Here is a 16532-nt window from a genome sequence, read left to right on the forward strand (position 1 = left end):
ATGGTGGATAGAAAACTACCGCAGGTTGATGAAAACGTGCAGATTTCAGAGCCAATAAGCATGAATGAGATCACTTCAAATGGCGAGATCAAGACAGACGAGATGGCGGCCTTTGAAGATAGTCCTATAGCTCCAAGTGCATCGTCTATGTCAAACGTAGATGTCTTTAGTCTTGAAGCAGAAGATAATGTGACAGATATTCGTCGTTCTGAGCGAGTTATCGAAACTTTTGAGTCATCGCCTACTTCTGAAGAAATTCAGATCGCAAGTTCATCGCTGGATGCGCTCGAGGATTCACCTGAAAAGATGGCGCTAAATGGCCTTGTCGATTTCTCGGAAGATATCAAGGCTGACTATTTTAATCTTGATCACTATTCCGGTGAGGTACCAAAGCATGACTTGATTCAAGATGATAATTTCAATTCGGTAGTGGAGCGTTTGTTTGAATCGTCTAATCAAGTGGTCCACCAAACCGCTGTGGGTGACAATAATATTGTTGCGCTACGCCTTCCTTCTCGTGATAGCGCATTGTTCGAGGCCTTGAATAAGACTCCTTTGAATACAACATCGGCAGATTCTGTTGAATTTAGGTCAGGGTCTATGTTGGTTTTGGACGCGACGGGGAAAGCTTCTTTATTTGAGCGAGAAGATGAACGAATGAGTTTCGAATCTCCAAACCCCTCTCTATATTCAAGTCCGGCGGATGCCAATAGCGAAAATTCTTCACCAAAGCCCGAGCCAGACCAAACACCTAGCGAACTGGATATTCTTCAACAACAACTGAAGCGCCTCGAGGAAGAGGCTGCTGCTGACCGTGCTCATTCTCAGCAAAATATGACCGATGAAGAAAGAGCTGAAGCAAAACGAAAAGCCGAAGAAGCCGGGCGGTTAACTCTTTTTAATTTTGGGAACAAGCAGCCTGGCGACACTTCAATTGCAAGAAGACGGCAAGCTCGGATGCATCAACTAGAGGATCAGATCAGAGCATTAGCTACGAGACATCGAGAACTTGGACCACAGATCAAGCAGGATACTAAACGTAATGTTCTATCGAAGCTCAAATCGAAATTTGTTAGGGGTGGTAGCGCTGTTATCGGCGCAGAAGGTCTGACCAAGGCAGAGCAAAGATTTGTTCGGCTAGCGAATCAAGACCCGGGTCAAAAAGTAAGATTTATGGGTTTGCTTACAGATCGCGCTAAACAATTAACTAATGAACTGAATGCTATTCAGCAGCTAAGTGGTATTCCTGGATCCGAGCCTCAAATGAGGGTGGCCTCCAACCGGGTAAATCAGTTGATCAATGGTGGTGACGGGTTCAATCGACAGCTACTGGCTCTGAAAGCTATGGATATCGGGAAATCATTAGAATCGTTTAAATCGGTCCCAGGTGCGAAAGAGACTTTCGAAGAATTGTCATCTGCGCTAACCGATTTACGCCGCCACCCAATGGCTACGAAGCATGCTGTTGGCGGTAAAAAACTTTCTCAGTTGCCTGTGTTAAAGCAACTGTCTGACTTAGTGAACAATGCGAAAGCCGTATTTAACGAGATGCTAGAAAACGTTAAAGGTCTTTGGTCTAAGCGGGAACGATGACAGTGATGGAAGCACCCCGGAAGCGCAAACTTGTTATTCAGCGTACAGCTCAATCATGGCCGTCTGCTGTTTCATTGCCAAATAGTGATGCAAAAGCTAAAGCTATGAAAGCTGCGGCTGCGGTGGGTAAAGTGGGAGTTTGGGCAGTAAAACCAAATACTGGGCTTTTATCTAGTAATGCAAACCCAATGACTGTAAAGCCTGGGACACTTTCAAAGCGTTTCAAGAAAAGCACTGCTATTGATGATGAGCTTTTAAGTAACCCTGATTATGTTTCTTGGCCTGCTGATATCCGATATAGGGCTTGGGTGGATTCACTCGCAAGCTTTGATCGCCCTCGGGTACTTAAGAACTTTAAACTGCGAATCTATATTCGGCTGATTTTTTCGTTGGTTTGGATGATCATTTGGTCAAAAATCTTGTTTGCATCGGGCCTTGATCACTTTCTGGCATTCTTCTCAATTTCATTTGCCTTATCATCCGCATCATTAGTGGTATTAGTGTTTTCAGCATACGTCCAGTATCAGAGCGTTTTGCATGAGCGGCTATTGTCTCCATTAGAGGGGATTAAGATTTTATTTGGAGGTGTTAAATGAGCGATCACGGTAATGTATCTTGGTTGCCCGATGATCCGGTCATGGCAGTGTTCATTCTCTTGATCATCGTAAGTGTTGTGTTTGCTTTCGTATACCAAGAACAGTTAACGGCTATTTGGGTCGTTTATACCAAATGGCAAATGGGTATTACTCAGTACTTAGAAATGAGGCATAGTGTAAGGGATTCTGCTTCTTATCTGTACGAACAGCTAGCAATTCGTGACCCTAAGGATATAACGTTTTCACAGGCAATGCAGATAAATGCTCGCGTTATGCGTTGGTCGACTCTGAACATGATTGCTGTGTTTGTGATGTTTTATCTAAGTTTCAAGATCTACCGGAAGGAGCGTTTTGAGGGAGAGTTGAGCCTAGAAGAATTGATATTGGCTAATCGATCGATATGGCCACATTTGGAATTTCTTTCTCGTGTCAATCCAGCAAAGTATCCAAGTACCAAGGGTCTCTTCAGAGAACGACGATTTCCAATTGAGTATGTTCGCGATTATCGGATTGTCTCGAAGCTAAACTCCAAGGTTAAGAGCGAACGCAAGGTCCGTTTTGATCGACTAAGGACCCATTTAACCCAGGATTTAGGTGAACGCTTTGCAGGCTTCCAAAAACTTCCTACTATTCGTCGGGCAATGGTTGCTGCCTTTATTGCACACGTTGAGGATAAGCCAGACGACTTTGGATTTCGCCCTGAGCGACAAAAACTGATGCGATTTCTTAATCGAATCTACGCCAATGTGGAATGGATTGGCGATCCTAAGAAAGAGGCGCTCATTGAGTCCCAAGTGGCAGCGAAGGTCGATCCAATACTTCAGAAATACAAAGATCACCCTATTTTGAAGGCGGCAAGCAGTGAACACGGTTTTGAGTTGACTGTAGTGATGTCGATCGTCGATCATGCGACAAAGTATGGTAAGTTTACACCGCCGGCTTACCCATTTTTGTTTGTATGGGATCGAGCACTGTTTTTTGCACTGCATGAGTTGGACTATCATGAGTCACCGGTTTTACGGACAAAACGGGTTCGTCGCGAACCGAAACGTGGAGCCAGTCCGGAAGCAGCCGCCGCAAAGTCCCATTACTTTTATGAAAAGGCTTCAGGTAGAGCTTTTTTTGATCCGAAGATCGATGCAGCAATAGATATGTTCATTGATTATCTGATCGAAACCAATGTAATTTGTGCCCCTCGGGGCTATCAAGAAAACCAACGTGCGTCTGAAATGTTGGAGTCAGCATGGAGGAAGCACAACGTATCGGGACTTGCCCAGAAAAAACATGGAGTTGCTTCAGTTGAAGGATTGCAAACTAAGGTCTATGAAGGGTCTGAAGAGCCATTCTATGAAGATGGCACTAACATGAGTAGGATGGTTTGATGACGATTAACAACTACATACGATCGATCCCAACTCGGTTTCAAGTATTTAATCCGGACGAATTTCGAGTCTTTGAAGGTATCTGGCTCTCAGGTGATAGCACTGTTCACGTTTTCACTGATGATCCTGGCACTTTGACAAGTCTGATTACGAAAGAATCTACAGTAGTAATGCATCTACCCAATCAGTCGCGTGGTGATTGGTCAGCAAAAATTAATCAGTTAAGTGCCCAATCTGGATTTAAACTCAGCTTCCATGGCGATCCTCTAAGCGTTGCATTTGCGAGCGATGCTGATAGGTTACTTCAATTGCTTTTACAGGCTGTCCCGCTTAAGAACACGCGATTGATCATACTCTGTCGGTTTGGTTTGAGCAGCAACAGGAGCATGAGCTCTGAAAAGGCTAGTATAATCAGACTGCATGCTCAACAGCGTGAGATTACCATTTTGGAGCCAGTTAAGCCGTAGCGGATATGCTGGCTCTTCAGTCTCAAACTTGCGGCAATCTCGCGCGATAGCCGTCTTTTGCACTGATGGCGGGCTCTTGTGCCATATCTGGTGAGGGTTGTGGGAGCTGCTGGGTTCGCCTTTCAGGAATACTGGCTCGCAAAGCAGCTACTTCGCTTTCTAAATGCGAAATTGTTTCTCGGCTTTCAACTAGTTTTTCGATGGTAGACAATGTTTCGGCAATTGGTCCCAGGCTCTTATCCTGTACCGGTATCGAAGATTTACTTTCCACCGTAGCGGCAAGTATCAGTGCAGGATCGACACCGAGCATTTTTGAAATCTGGCCACATGCCTTCGCTTTTTCAATACCGTCTGGCATCTTACGCAGGAATTCTTCAGCAGTTCGCTGCGCAACGTTTATTGCATTGATTTGACCGGGCATTGTCGATTCAGCCTCAAGTGTAGCGCGTATCGCATTCGCAATGGCCTTTGCCGGTCCAAACCGGTTTGCAATAGCAGTCTTGATCTCAGCTGGTGTCATTTCACCTACGTCTTTCTTGCCTTGAGTGATAGGTATTTGCGAAATAGGTTTCCCTTCACTGTTTTCCAATGCTAATAGCCACGCATGTGTAGAGGCTTTCATGCCGGCGACGTCTTGGTCTAAGCCGTTGATAAACTCATTTGTATATCGAAGCATGGTCTGCATTTGCAGTTCAGAGACCGCAATCCCATTGCCGCAGACCGCTGGCACCCCGGCTTTCTGCGCTGCGGACACGTCATTTGGACCTTCTAAGTATAGCAGGCATCTTAAGTTGCCTTGTTTATCATAGAACTCAGGGGCAGACTTTTCGAGCGCGTGAGCAAAACCGTATAGAGCACTTGGTGCGCTTTTGTTGTAGATAACGTTGTTAGGGCTGTTCTTATACTTTGGTGCTGTAGATGTGGGTTGCTGACTGACCCGTCGGCCAGTAAAGCCCACTATTTGTTTCGTTCGGTAATCAATGCAGGGATAGGTGATGCGACCTATGAAAAAATCGAAGTAGCGGCCATCTGCATTTTGCTTAATCAGATCTGCGAGTTCTCCAGCTCTTACAGCTTCATCGCCCTGAGATTTTAGGCGTTTGAATAGAAACTGATTATCTGTTGGTGCATAGCCAATGCCATGTTCAATGGCGAATTCACGACTAATGTCACGTTCTTTAAGCGTCTTATATTGGTCCGGCCATTTTTCAACAGGCACGTTGTCCGTTTGTAGCTTTTCCATGCCGTCGAACAGCTCATTAAGAGCAGCTTGGAATTGATGTTGAGCAAAAGTCATTGCTCTAGCAGCAAGCTCCCTTTCTTTTGCTTTTTCGATATCTTGTTCGTTTAACGGTTCATACTCGAGTGTAACATTCATTACTTCCGCTAGCTTCTCAACGCACTCCCGAAAATCTCGCTTTTTGTCGTATCCATATCGATCAGCTACTAAGTCTAGATTGTTCCCACCATGCTGTTCTGTAAAGCAGTAAAAAACGTTCTTGCCTGGTGTTACAGAAAAAGATGGGGTTTTATCATCGCCTTGATGTGTGCTTAGTGGACAGCTTGCAGAGTTGCCTCGCCACTTGATATCAGGCCACAGGCTATTCGCAACCTCCTTGATGTCGAGCCTTAAGATTTCATCAATGCTGTTCTCAGTAATGCGACCTTTCTGATTCGATGCTGCGCTCATAGTCTTGACCCGTGTGCTAATTCCTTATTTGTGCAAGATCATGCTATAATATTTTAATTAATGCAAGATCGTGTTACATTGATGTTAGCACATATCAACAGGGGTGTCCGAATGAATAACGCAGAATACATTGTTAGCAGTTTACCGCGGTCAGAAGACCTCCTGCATCGCTACAAGATCGATTTCCAGGGGCGAGTACAGGGCAATGGCTCTGCTCAACTTTTTTTTCGAGTTCCGAACGCCAGCTACGAGCTCATTCAGCCTCTTTTACAGGCTAAAGGTATTGAGGTTCGCACTGCTATTAGGAATGGTCAACCCGTCCCGGGTGTATTTAATATTTCAGACAATGAAGGTTGGCAATTTCAAGGCTTTATTGAAACTTTAGCCGAAGTATATCCTGACGCATATTTTGATTTCCCTGCATTAAATGATCAATCAGAGCACACTCTATGGATCGATGGTCGCTTAAACGGGCGCAGTCTCGATTTGATTCAGACTGGGAATACCGCGGCTCTCGTGTTAGGTCTTCATAACCCAGAAGAAGCTTTCACGCCAGAAGCGCGTCAGCATTTGACAGAGCGATACAATTTCATCCCAGTAAAAGACTCACCAGGGTTTGTTACAACCCAAGGCGTGCAGCTTAAGTCCGACGGCTCTGTTCAAGTGCAATTGGGCCGCTATTTAAAGCTGATGGGGGAAGACACTACCCTAACCCCTATGAACAAGGCACAGATTGCTGGGCAGGCATTTATTGATGCTCCTGCACAAGCATCAGGTCGTCTTGCGCAAAGCATAAATGCTCATACAGAGGTATTAGGCCGCGCGCTGTCGGTTGCCCATGGCCATGATATTCCACCGCTAAATTCGTTGAAGAGCACGTTAAAAGGACCCAATCGAAATAGTTTTTCCGAGGAGGCTGATGCTCCCCATGCTAAGTTTGGATCAGAACGCTTAGCCGGAAATCATTCACGGCTTCGCAGCCTTAGTCAAATAAAGGCTGAATATCGCGACGCCGTTGCTCAGACGCTTGGGCTATCAATCTCTGAAGAAGACTGGGCGGCAAAAGGGCAGGAGCTATCTGACGCAATATCTAATCTCGTTGGGTTGGAGAATACTCAAGACTGGAACGGGGCAATTAGTGCTGTTAAGTCTTTGACTGAGTATATGGTTAATCCAGGTTACGATGTTCCTCAGTGGGAGGATTTTCTATTTGATAACGAAGGTCAACCGAGGGCTGATACATATTCCGCGACCGTTTTAAGTCATTTGATGCTTTCACGTTGGGATGCAACTCTGAATACCATGGGGGTTGCGCTGGCGAAAGCCTCATCACTGGATTCTACTCGTGATGCAGCAGAACGCGCAAGAATCGAAAGCTACTTTAGCGATCCTAATGACGTAGTTGATAAGTCGATTTTTGAACCGAACAGCGCACTACTGCTCATGCTTTCAAAGGCGCGTGAAGAACAGATTGCGCAACAGAAAGCCGCAAATACTGAAGAAGCTTTGGTGGCGCTTGCGATGAATCACCTTCAAAACAAGGCGCCGGGAAGGAAGGACACATTTTCACTTACAAGTGCTCATATCGCAGTTCAAGCGAAGCTGTCTGAGACTCTTAGTAACGAAGTTGAGTTGTTGGACCTGGCAAATCTGACATTTGATGACGTTATGCCTGACGACTACGAGTCCGCTTTTACAATGGATCAAGCGCTATCACATGCTGATTCACTAGAAATGCCCATGGATGATATTGCTGCCAATTTCCATAATACGGAACCTAGTGAGCCAATAGCAGGATATGAAGAAGTTGAAGAACTCACTGTAGTTGATAAATTGGATGCTTTAGCGGACACCGTTGCCGCTGAAAATGAACCGCTTGTGCTCAATTTAGATGCCATTGAAGATACCCGCGAAGATGACCTAGCCGATTTGATCTCAGTGGAGGAGGAAGCGCCCGCGGCCATCCAAACAGAAACCACAGATACTGAACCAGAAATGTCGGCTTTTGTTAAAAGCACTTTTCAGTTATTGGCTCGACAAAAGTCGGCTGAAGTATTAGATGACGTCAAGAAGAGGAACAATCCCAATCAAGTGCCCGTCTCGGAATTCGACTTCTTTGGCAACGCGGTTGAATCAACATCTAGCAATGATGAAGTTGTTGAAGAGGTTGTGTCTGATGGGGAAGAATCAGTTGCTCCAACATACCAAGCTCAACATGAAGTAACTCAGGCAGATTTGGCGGCTGACCCCGGAGTCACTGGTGAGCCCAACGAAGAAGAAAGACAAACCGGCTCAACAGTAGGAAAAGTTGTTGAGTCTCGCCCAACTGAACCGTTTGAAGATTCGGTTTTATCCGGACGCGTAGTTCCAACAATTGAAGATGTTGAAGCCATTCAGCTGTATCGCCAGGTGCTTGAAAAGGCTCGGGGCATGACCGTGCTCGATCAAGCTGCTCCGCTCTTACGTCGTGGTGATCATTACTTTGCGTGCTTACTTCCTAAGGAAACGCATGAGGATGAGGCCACGATTGAAACGATGGAGATGAATTTCGAGCTCGCCCTATCCGATATATCTCAACAATCTTTTTCTGCTTTATCCCAGAACAGTTACCAAAGTATTTTTAGTGGGAAGCTTCGCTCACTCACAGCTTTGATGGGGTATTTGGAGCCACAAACTGACTATTCCCATATCTCAGCCCTGGAAGGTGACGTTGCGAAATACATTGCACGCACTCATTTTCAGCCGAGCGAGATTGAGTTCTTGGTTGAAAAGCTGCCTCTTCAAGCAGGTGAGTTACATGTTGCGCTTGCTGATGCGTTAATTGCTGCCGAGGACTATTCATCATTTGTGGAGCTGGCGTCTAGGCACGTCAATAAGCAGTCAACGAAGATCCCGCACATGTTGAAGCTTATCGATAAAATTCCTGATGATCATGCATCGGCACCTTTCGCCGAGAAGCTTGGTGAAATGCTCGAGTCTATTCAATCCCCTCCATCTGAGCGCGTCAGTGTCTCTGATGCATTTTTGGCGACTCTAGTAGCCAAAGCAGAAATAGCTGGAATTGAGCTTAGCCAATATCATCTGAACACGAACTACCAAAAGCGTGGTGATGTCCTCCCGCTTCTAATTGAAAGCGATAGCCCGAATAATGGCGATTTCCAGGTTAGTGTAATGAACCCATTCATCGGTTTAGGCCGAGATGGAATCTTCACACCTGAGGTCGTTTTTGACTTCGAAAAAGGCGAGCTAGTTTCTGCGGTTGCTGTTGTTGGTGATAATGGTGAAACCGTACGTATTGAACGGCCTCAGTTGACTGTATTGTGGGATCGGATCGCTAATGATTACGAGTCACTTTCTGAGGTTTCTGTTAGTCCTGGTGCTGTCCCTCAAATTTCAGCCGTTGCTGATCTTGATGTAGATCATATCGATGACTTTGACCCCGATTCGGTACTCTCACTTGATGACGTCGAAGAAGACGATCAGCTATTTGAGCAGAGTTTTGATGACATTGAACCTGAAGAACTCGACGAGGAAGTAACAGAAGATCCGGTGCCTGCTATTACCGAGAAAACGGTCATTGGCCGTAATTTAAAGGGTAAGCAGGTTGGCTATCTTGTGCAGTCCATGGGAGATGGCACCTCTACAGGCTTTAGGGTTGTCGACGGGAAGTCTTACTCAAATCCCGCAGATGCCTTGCTCATGCCGTCTGATATGGAGTTTGGTAGCGAAGAGCACAAAGCGTTTATGATGTTCCAGTTTGCCAACATGCTTTCTCACCCTGATGTATTTACTGATTCATTTGAGGGCTATAGCCACGATGAAATCGTAAATATGGCTGCAGCCATGTCTGTATCAGAGGATGAAGAATTCCCAAGCCCCGGCGCTGTTAGGCACCTATTCGACGGCGATGAGGGTGCCATCAATGTGGCCATGGTAGAAGAGTGCTTGGAGGCGGCTGAAGCCAAAGTTGCTCGGCAAATTGTTACTGGTGAATTGGTTGTCAAGTCCACCCAAACATTCGATGCGGTCCTATATCTAAGAAATGCTATGCCCAACCGGAGAGTTCGAACTGGTGAGCAGCGCGATATGCAGCAGTTTTCTACACCGATTTCCGCGGCATTCTCCCTGGGCGAGCTGATACAGAACCATGCTGAGTTACACGGCATTGTGCATGGTGAGTATTTTGAGCCGACCGCCGGCACTGGGAGTCTTGCGATTAATCTCCCAGAACAATCCAAGGTAGTATTAAACGAACTGAGTGAATCCCGTCGGGCATTGCTGAACTATGCAATGAAAACGAACGCGAAAGATACGAATGTCGAAATATTGGGACATGATGCTGCACATCGTGACTTCAGAGTGCTTTCCGCTGGGTTTGATGGCGTCATTGCGAATCCGCCCTTTGGTACAATGGAGGAAGCAGTTGAAATCGATGGTTGGAAGACAAAACGTATTGACCACGCTATCGTTCTTAGGTCCTTGCAAGCTTTAAAGGAAACCGGGGCGGGCACCTTTATAATTGGTGCAGACAGCTATATCGAGTCAGAGCGCGGTAAACTTAACGGTGCTTCACGAGCGTTCTTTAATCATCTGCAGGACAATTACAATGTGTTAGGCATTGCGCATGTTGAACTGGATGCTTACAAACAGAGAAATGCCGCTTTTCCATTGACTGTATTTACCGTTCAGGGTCGGTTCCCCACGGTAGAGCGTATCGATGTGTCACAACCGCTGCCTCAATTGTTATCTGATGGGAAGCTTGATGCTTGGGTAGAACAGATCAAAACACAGCAACTATCGCCCGAAGAAATGCTCGAAGCAAAAATCGAAGCGGTTGCTGCTCTAGATGAGCGCAATAAGAAGAAAGACAAACTGTCGCGCACAACATCGCAAATGACTAGAGGGTCCCGTGATCGAGATCTCGAACGTCGCAAAGCGGCGTCTGCTGGCGTTCTAAGCGAGACTGACAGTGTTGAGCCGGCATTGCCTGACTTACCCGAACCGGAGGCACCAAGCCCATTAAAAAAGTCATTCACTGAAGACTCTGATGTAGAAGCCGCTAAGGATGCGACTGAGTCTTCAGATGACAACTTGGTGTCACTGGATGACCGTAAATCTATTTCTAAAGAAAAAGCTCAGTCTGGAGAGGATAAGCCTGTTCAGCAGTATGTGCCTCGATCAACTTTAGGCAGAACCGATGTTGGTTCAGTTGTTGTTTCAGAAACTATGCGACCAGGCATTGAGAAAGCGTTGGATTTTGTCGAAGCGCGTTATGGGTCTATTTCCAATCTACTTGTTCATTCATTAGGGCTTTCGAGTGAGCGGATAAATAAGACCTTTGCGGATTACCAGTGTGACGCTATCGCGCTGGCGCTAACCTCAATGGATCTTGGTAGCGAATTTGTGAATGGTATGGGGACTGGCACAGGGAAGGGCATTGTTCAAGCGGCTGCGTTGCAAATGTTTAGGACGCTCAACCAAAGATTTGAATCCGGAGAGATGGATATCTCAACCCTCGGTGGTGGTGCGCGCCGTTCACCTGTTGTCTTTATGTGTGAGAAGTCGGACATGTTTCAGGACTTCTTTGAACGTGATATCGGCATGGTTGGTGAGGATTTAAGAGAAGCTTTCTTCCCAATCATTATCAACAATGACACCAAAGCCAAAGTATATGAAATGGAAGATGGCAAGCGAGGTGAGTTACTCGCCGCGCATGATCCAACATTACTGGGAAAACTGAAAGAATCGAAAAGCTTCGGTGGTTTAGTTCCTGAAGGAAAAATACCGCTGATCATGACGACTTACTCTCAGCACCAGAACACAGGCTATCAACTAAACGGTAAAACCAACAAAGGACAGATCGAGAAAAACGACATGCTTCTGTCTTTGGCTAAAAACAGCTTGGTATTGCTGGATGAGAGCCATAATGCTGCGGGTGAAGACTCCAACATTGGGCGTTTCGTTGATCAGCTAAAAACGAATGCGATGTTTGTCATGAGCAGTTCCGCCACATCAGCGAAACGATTAACTCAAGCGCCTGCCTACAAAGGTATCTTTGGTCCAAGCGTTGACTTCGAAGCGCTAGGTCAAGTCTCGATGGATGACAGTGAATATCTGTTAGAAACTCTGTTTCGTGGTGCATCTGAGCTTGGTACATTCTTTTCAGTAAACCGTGACCTCAGTAAATCTGAATTTGAGTATGAACAAGATCCGAAATACGAAGCCCGGGACCTAGAAATTGGTGATAAATTCGCCATGGCTTTGCAAGCGTTGGGTCGATTTAGTGGTGAAGTGAGTGGTACTTTGTCTGCTGTTACAGAGCGCTATCGCGATGCAAATGAAGCTTTCAGGTACACCAGTATTCCTGAAGGTCAGCCAACTTCAGTGTCGGGAACAAATTTCGGAAGCTTGAATCACCAACTCTGTAAACTGTTCACTCTGCTCATTAACTTGGATGCGACGGTTGATAAGGCAATTGCCGACTATCGGGATGGTAAGCGAAGTGTTATCGCACTAGACTCGACTGCCGAAACGATTGTCAAAACTTACATGGCTGAGATTCAAACAGCTGCCCAGGTTAAAGAGATGCACGAAAAGGGATCGGATCAAAAAACCTTAGAAAAGCTGGACATGAGCTATCAGCAAGCGCTGAATGTTCTCGATGGCGTCAAAATCGAAGGGTCGAGTTTAATACTGCCCTACGAAATGGATGCCAGGGACGCGTTAACCAGAACGCTCGACCGAATGCAGTGGGTGACTGAGCGCCGATCAGGTATGCCGTCTGAGGTGCGCAACGTTTTCGAGATTGCGGCAGAGCAAGCAAAGAGCGAAGTTGAAAACAGTCGTTCTTTCAAATTGATGGAGCCTACAGAGAAGGAAATGGCGATTTCAGAAGCCATTAAGATGGCTCACGACAAGCTCAATCGGTTCATCGATTCTATCCGTGACGCAATTCATGAGATCGGTCCGGCACTGCCAATTTCTCCCATTGACTATTTGCGTGATCGGTTGAGTGAGGCCGGTATGAATGTCGGTGAAATGTCCGGTCGGCAGTTGGGAATAAAAGTAGGCAATGGCCAGACAGTGATTTCCAAATTGCCTAGGTTGGACAAAAACCGTCTAAAAGCGCGGTTTAACCATAAGTCGCCGCAAGACAAAGACAGGGTTGATTGTTTGATTCTGACTCGGACAGGCGCGTCTGGTTTGTCTGTGCATGACTCTATCACCAACAAATACCATGCCCAGCGCTCCATGATTTTTGCTCAGCTACCGGATGATGTGAATACATTCTTGCAGTTCGGTGGGCGCGTTGATCGTGCTGGACAGATTACCGATCCAAAGGTTGTATTGATTGGTAGTGGCCTGCTATTTCCCAAGAAGGCAATTGCTTCCATGGTTCGTAAGTTGCAGCAAAGTGGTGCGGCGACCATGGGGAATCGTGACGGGAGTCGGAAACTACCAGAATCTCCGGACTATTTCAACGTCATTGGCGACAAGGCGGCTTACGATTTATTAGTCGACAACCCTGACATATTGCAACTGTTCGCCGAAGGGGGCATGAGAGCAGCTCAGGACATACAAACTCGATTGGCTGGCACAGAAGTGAGAGGTGATCCGAGATTTGATTCCATGGATGATCTCGCCAAGAAGCTTGTCGCATACACGTCCATTATGACTCAGGACCAAGGGGTTCGAGTTGCCAATGAACTCGAGTCACGTTATACCGCGTTGTTTGATGAGCTGGCGCGTATCGGCCTCAATCCACTGGTAACCAAAAAAATTGATGGAAATGCAGAAATTGTCCGGAGTGAAAAAGTTCATGCCGCGATCTCGGTACTACCAGATGGTCGTGACGATCCTTTCAGTGGTGACGTGCACCAGGCGGTTATTCGAATTGAAGAACCCGTTCGTTCTGACCCCATTGAAGAAGTCGAGATTGAGGTGGCCTCGGGTGGCTATTTCTGCCGTCGAAGCGAACTCATGGAGCACCTAGATGTCAAGAAAGGAGAAACACTGCACAAGGTTGCCGATGCGCTGCTGACTCGAAAACAGGCTTTGTTAGCCCGATTCGTATCAAAAGAGGACGTCGACCAGGCAATCAAAGAGTTCGGCCGGGCTGAAACCGATGCTGAGAACAAATTTAATGCGGTTCAGGTTGCAATGGCACGTGATAATTCGCGGGTCAAAGACGTCAATCAGCGGTTGGATTACTTGTCTTCAACCTTGCGGAATATGGGGGTTGGTTACACCGTAGAACTGCCATCTGAATATTCTGAGGAAAGGGTGAGAGGTGTTATTCGGGATATATTACCGCCAGATACATTGTCGACGATTGCGACCCTATCGGCATGGCGGATTAAAATAGCTATTCCAAATGAAGGTCACATTAATCATCCACTCTCACACCTCCATGAATTAAATGCAGAGTTTAGGCCGGAGTACTGGAAAGTGAATGGGCTATATGAAGCACTTCGCGATCAGACCTCTGTGAGCCGAAGTCGTGAGCGAAATGCGCTTCTTGGGAATCAAATTACGGGGATGATCAACTACACAAACCTTGCACGTCATGCGAGCACGGCGCGTGGTTCGATTGGAGGCCATGAGCAAGCAATGATGCTTCTCCCGTACAACTTGGATGCTAAGAATCTGCCAGCGAATACAAGACCGAAGTTGTCTGGGATGAAGGCGGTTCTTGATTTTGTGGAAGATCAAATGAGGAAAGGCGGTTCAAAACCGCTAAAGGTTCACACGGCGCCATTGCCGAATCAAGATAAGCATGGTGCTTATCTGCCTCAAACCACCATAAAGATTAACGATGGCAAGGTTGCCTTGCACGTTCCAAAGAGTGTGATGGATAGTGATTCTGAGATCTATCGGGATAAAGAACTTCGGGAACTGGCCCAGCGGGACTTTGCTGGGTTAGATGACTACATGTTAACCACTTTCCGGTATGATGACCTACCAGCGTTAGTTAAACGATTAATGGGCCACCATCGTAAGAGTTTTTATGCACCTATAGAGTTCAGGGCGGATGTGGCAATCCTCAATGAAAATAGTAAAATCTTGGTTGAAGAGGCATATCGTAGCTCTAGTTTTGAGTCTCGCTTAGGGATTCCGGCGGACCTTGCTTCGAAAGACTTGGTGGCAGCGACTACGATGCTGCTTGCCGCAGACTCCGTCATGACTGACAATGCGAAAGAAAAGGTCCTTCACGCTGGAAAGACGGAGTCTAATTCGAAGAGGGCTATGCCATCGGTTGAAGAGGTCATGGCTGATAATGTTGAAGAATATGACCTGTTTGCCGATTATGATGAAGAATTAAACCAGCAGGCAGTAGGTAAAATAAGGTAGCTTTAATGACACAGATGCAAAGTATGTCGCCCCGTCGATACATCCTTCCAGACAAGGTGTTGTTGGCCGTTGAGAAGTCGATGAGCGCGCACAAGATTCAGCCGCGTGAATTCTACTATGCGACCTCGAACCTTATTGCGAACTGGATACTGTCTAGCCGTAATACCAAGGTGTATGAGGCTGTACTGAAAATGCACAATTCATGGGAGCCGGTATTGAGTGCGCCGGTACGAATGACCGGACGCTACACTCACCCTGAAAACGGTAAGCAGGAGATTGTGACCGACATCTTCAATCCAACTAAAGAATTTCAGAAGTGGATTACGCGGTTTGGTATTGAGCATCTTGAAGAGCATTTAGAGCCCATATTCCCACCAATGCCCGATCACAAGCAAAATGAGTTTCGTAGATTGGTGTTGGCACATACCGATACCTACGTGCAACGTTACGCAGGTATCAAAGAATTCTCCAACACAATGGTTGAGTGGTTCTTAACTTCGCCAAAAGAGCCTGAGCACAAGGATCGTCGATTTGGCCATTTGCTTGCGAGATGGGATTATCGAATTATTGAATGGATTGAAGAAGAATCCCCGCCAGTTTTGGTTCATGCTCTTTATACGCCTTTATCCCGTACTCGACACCAGGTTAGCGGGTCATCAAACCGGCAAGGCTTAACGGTTGGTCTTTATCGTCATCCTGAAACAAAAGAAGAAGTACGATACCTCGGCGGCCAACGTCCAGTCATGCTTCAGAACTGGGTTGATGAGTCCGGACTTGCGAATGTAATTCAATGGAAGGTTATTGGTGATTGATACGCCGGTAGCATGGAAGTTTACCGGTAAAGTTGTCGACTTCGCCGGTGATGCTCATTTCTGCGCCTATTGTGGCGATCGTCATCTTCGCTTTGGGTACCAGGTTTCAACTGGTCAAAAACCTCACTATGCATATCTAGGTTTTGATTGTTTACTGAAGCATGGGTTTCGACTGGGGGAATATGACTATCAAACCCTTTCAGAAAAAAAATCCAGTCTTCAGACTGATGCTACTAGAAGGGCGACTTTGCGAGAGTTAATCAGATTGAATGCATCTCTGGAATCTTCGGGTGATCTATCGTTTCGAAGACTCATAAAGAGCTTTAAGCACTATGGGCGTTTCTCCCCTCGGCAAGCAGTGTTTCTGGTAAAAGTTGTAAAGAGTAAGAATTATCATTTTCCCCTCGCACTGATCAATATAACCACGAAAGAAAACCAACATCGTGAGCAACTTGCTGCAATGAGCGAGAAGGATGCTTCGGTGATTCGTCCGTTGCTTACTGTGTCGCAAATGCGTTGGATCACTACTGACGCATGATCGCGCTCTACTACGGAAATTCTCTCATTTTTTGTTGACTGGTTAACAAGAGTCAATACACTAAACCTAAATGGCACTTTAATTGCTTGAATGAAGGGAGTGT

7 protein-coding genes are annotated in these 16532 nt (G+C 46.3%); 6 read left to right on the plus strand and 1 reads right to left on the minus strand.

Annotation, left to right across the window (positions count from 1 at the left end; translation table 11 throughout):
- From IYN85_RS21160 to IYN85_RS21170, 3 genes are read left to right on the plus strand one after another with little or no spacing between them, the layout of a single operon-like run.
- Positions 1–1593: a hypothetical protein gene (locus tag IYN85_RS21160; RefSeq protein WP_196160952.1), complete on the plus strand. Its 1593-nt coding sequence runs from the start codon at positions 1–3 to the stop codon at positions 1591–1593.
- Entirely contained in the window at positions 1590–2189 is a 600-nt protein-coding gene (locus tag IYN85_RS21165; RefSeq protein WP_196160953.1) for a hypothetical protein, read from the plus strand. The genes IYN85_RS21160 and IYN85_RS21165 overlap by 4 nt, the downstream gene beginning before the upstream one ends.
- Entirely contained in the window at positions 2186–3571 is a 1386-nt protein-coding gene (locus tag IYN85_RS21170) for a hypothetical protein (protein ID WP_196160954.1), read from the plus strand. Before IYN85_RS21165 ends, IYN85_RS21170 begins: the two co-directional genes overlap by 4 nt.
- 489 nt (positions 3572–4060) lie before the next feature.
- On the opposite strand, the gene IYN85_RS21175 is transcribed toward IYN85_RS21170, so the two are convergent.
- Positions 4061–5728, minus strand: coding sequence for a CHC2 zinc finger domain-containing protein (locus tag IYN85_RS21175; protein ID WP_196160955.1), 1668 nt, complete (start codon positions 5726–5728; stop codon positions 4061–4063).
- A gap of 111 nt (positions 5729–5839) precedes the next feature.
- Here IYN85_RS21175 and IYN85_RS21180 point away from each other — a divergent pair, with 111 nt between their 5' ends.
- From IYN85_RS21180 to IYN85_RS21190, 3 genes are read left to right on the plus strand one after another with little or no spacing between them, the layout of a single operon-like run.
- Positions 5840–15079: a strawberry notch C-terminal domain-containing protein gene (locus IYN85_RS21180; protein ID WP_196160956.1), complete on the plus strand. Its 9240-nt coding sequence runs from the start codon at positions 5840–5842 to the stop codon at positions 15077–15079.
- 5 nt (positions 15080–15084) lie between these two features.
- Positions 15085–15891, plus strand: coding sequence for a hypothetical protein (locus IYN85_RS21185; RefSeq protein WP_196160957.1), 807 nt, complete (start codon positions 15085–15087; stop codon positions 15889–15891).
- Entirely contained in the window at positions 15881–16429 is a 549-nt protein-coding gene (locus IYN85_RS21190) for a hypothetical protein (RefSeq protein WP_196160958.1), read from the plus strand. Before IYN85_RS21185 ends, IYN85_RS21190 begins: the two co-directional genes overlap by 11 nt.
- Positions 16430–16532: the final 103 nt, after the last annotated feature.

Source organism: Reinekea sp. G2M2-21 (assembly GCF_015687175.1).
Classification (GTDB): domain Bacteria; phylum Pseudomonadota; class Gammaproteobacteria; order Pseudomonadales; family Natronospirillaceae; genus Reinekea.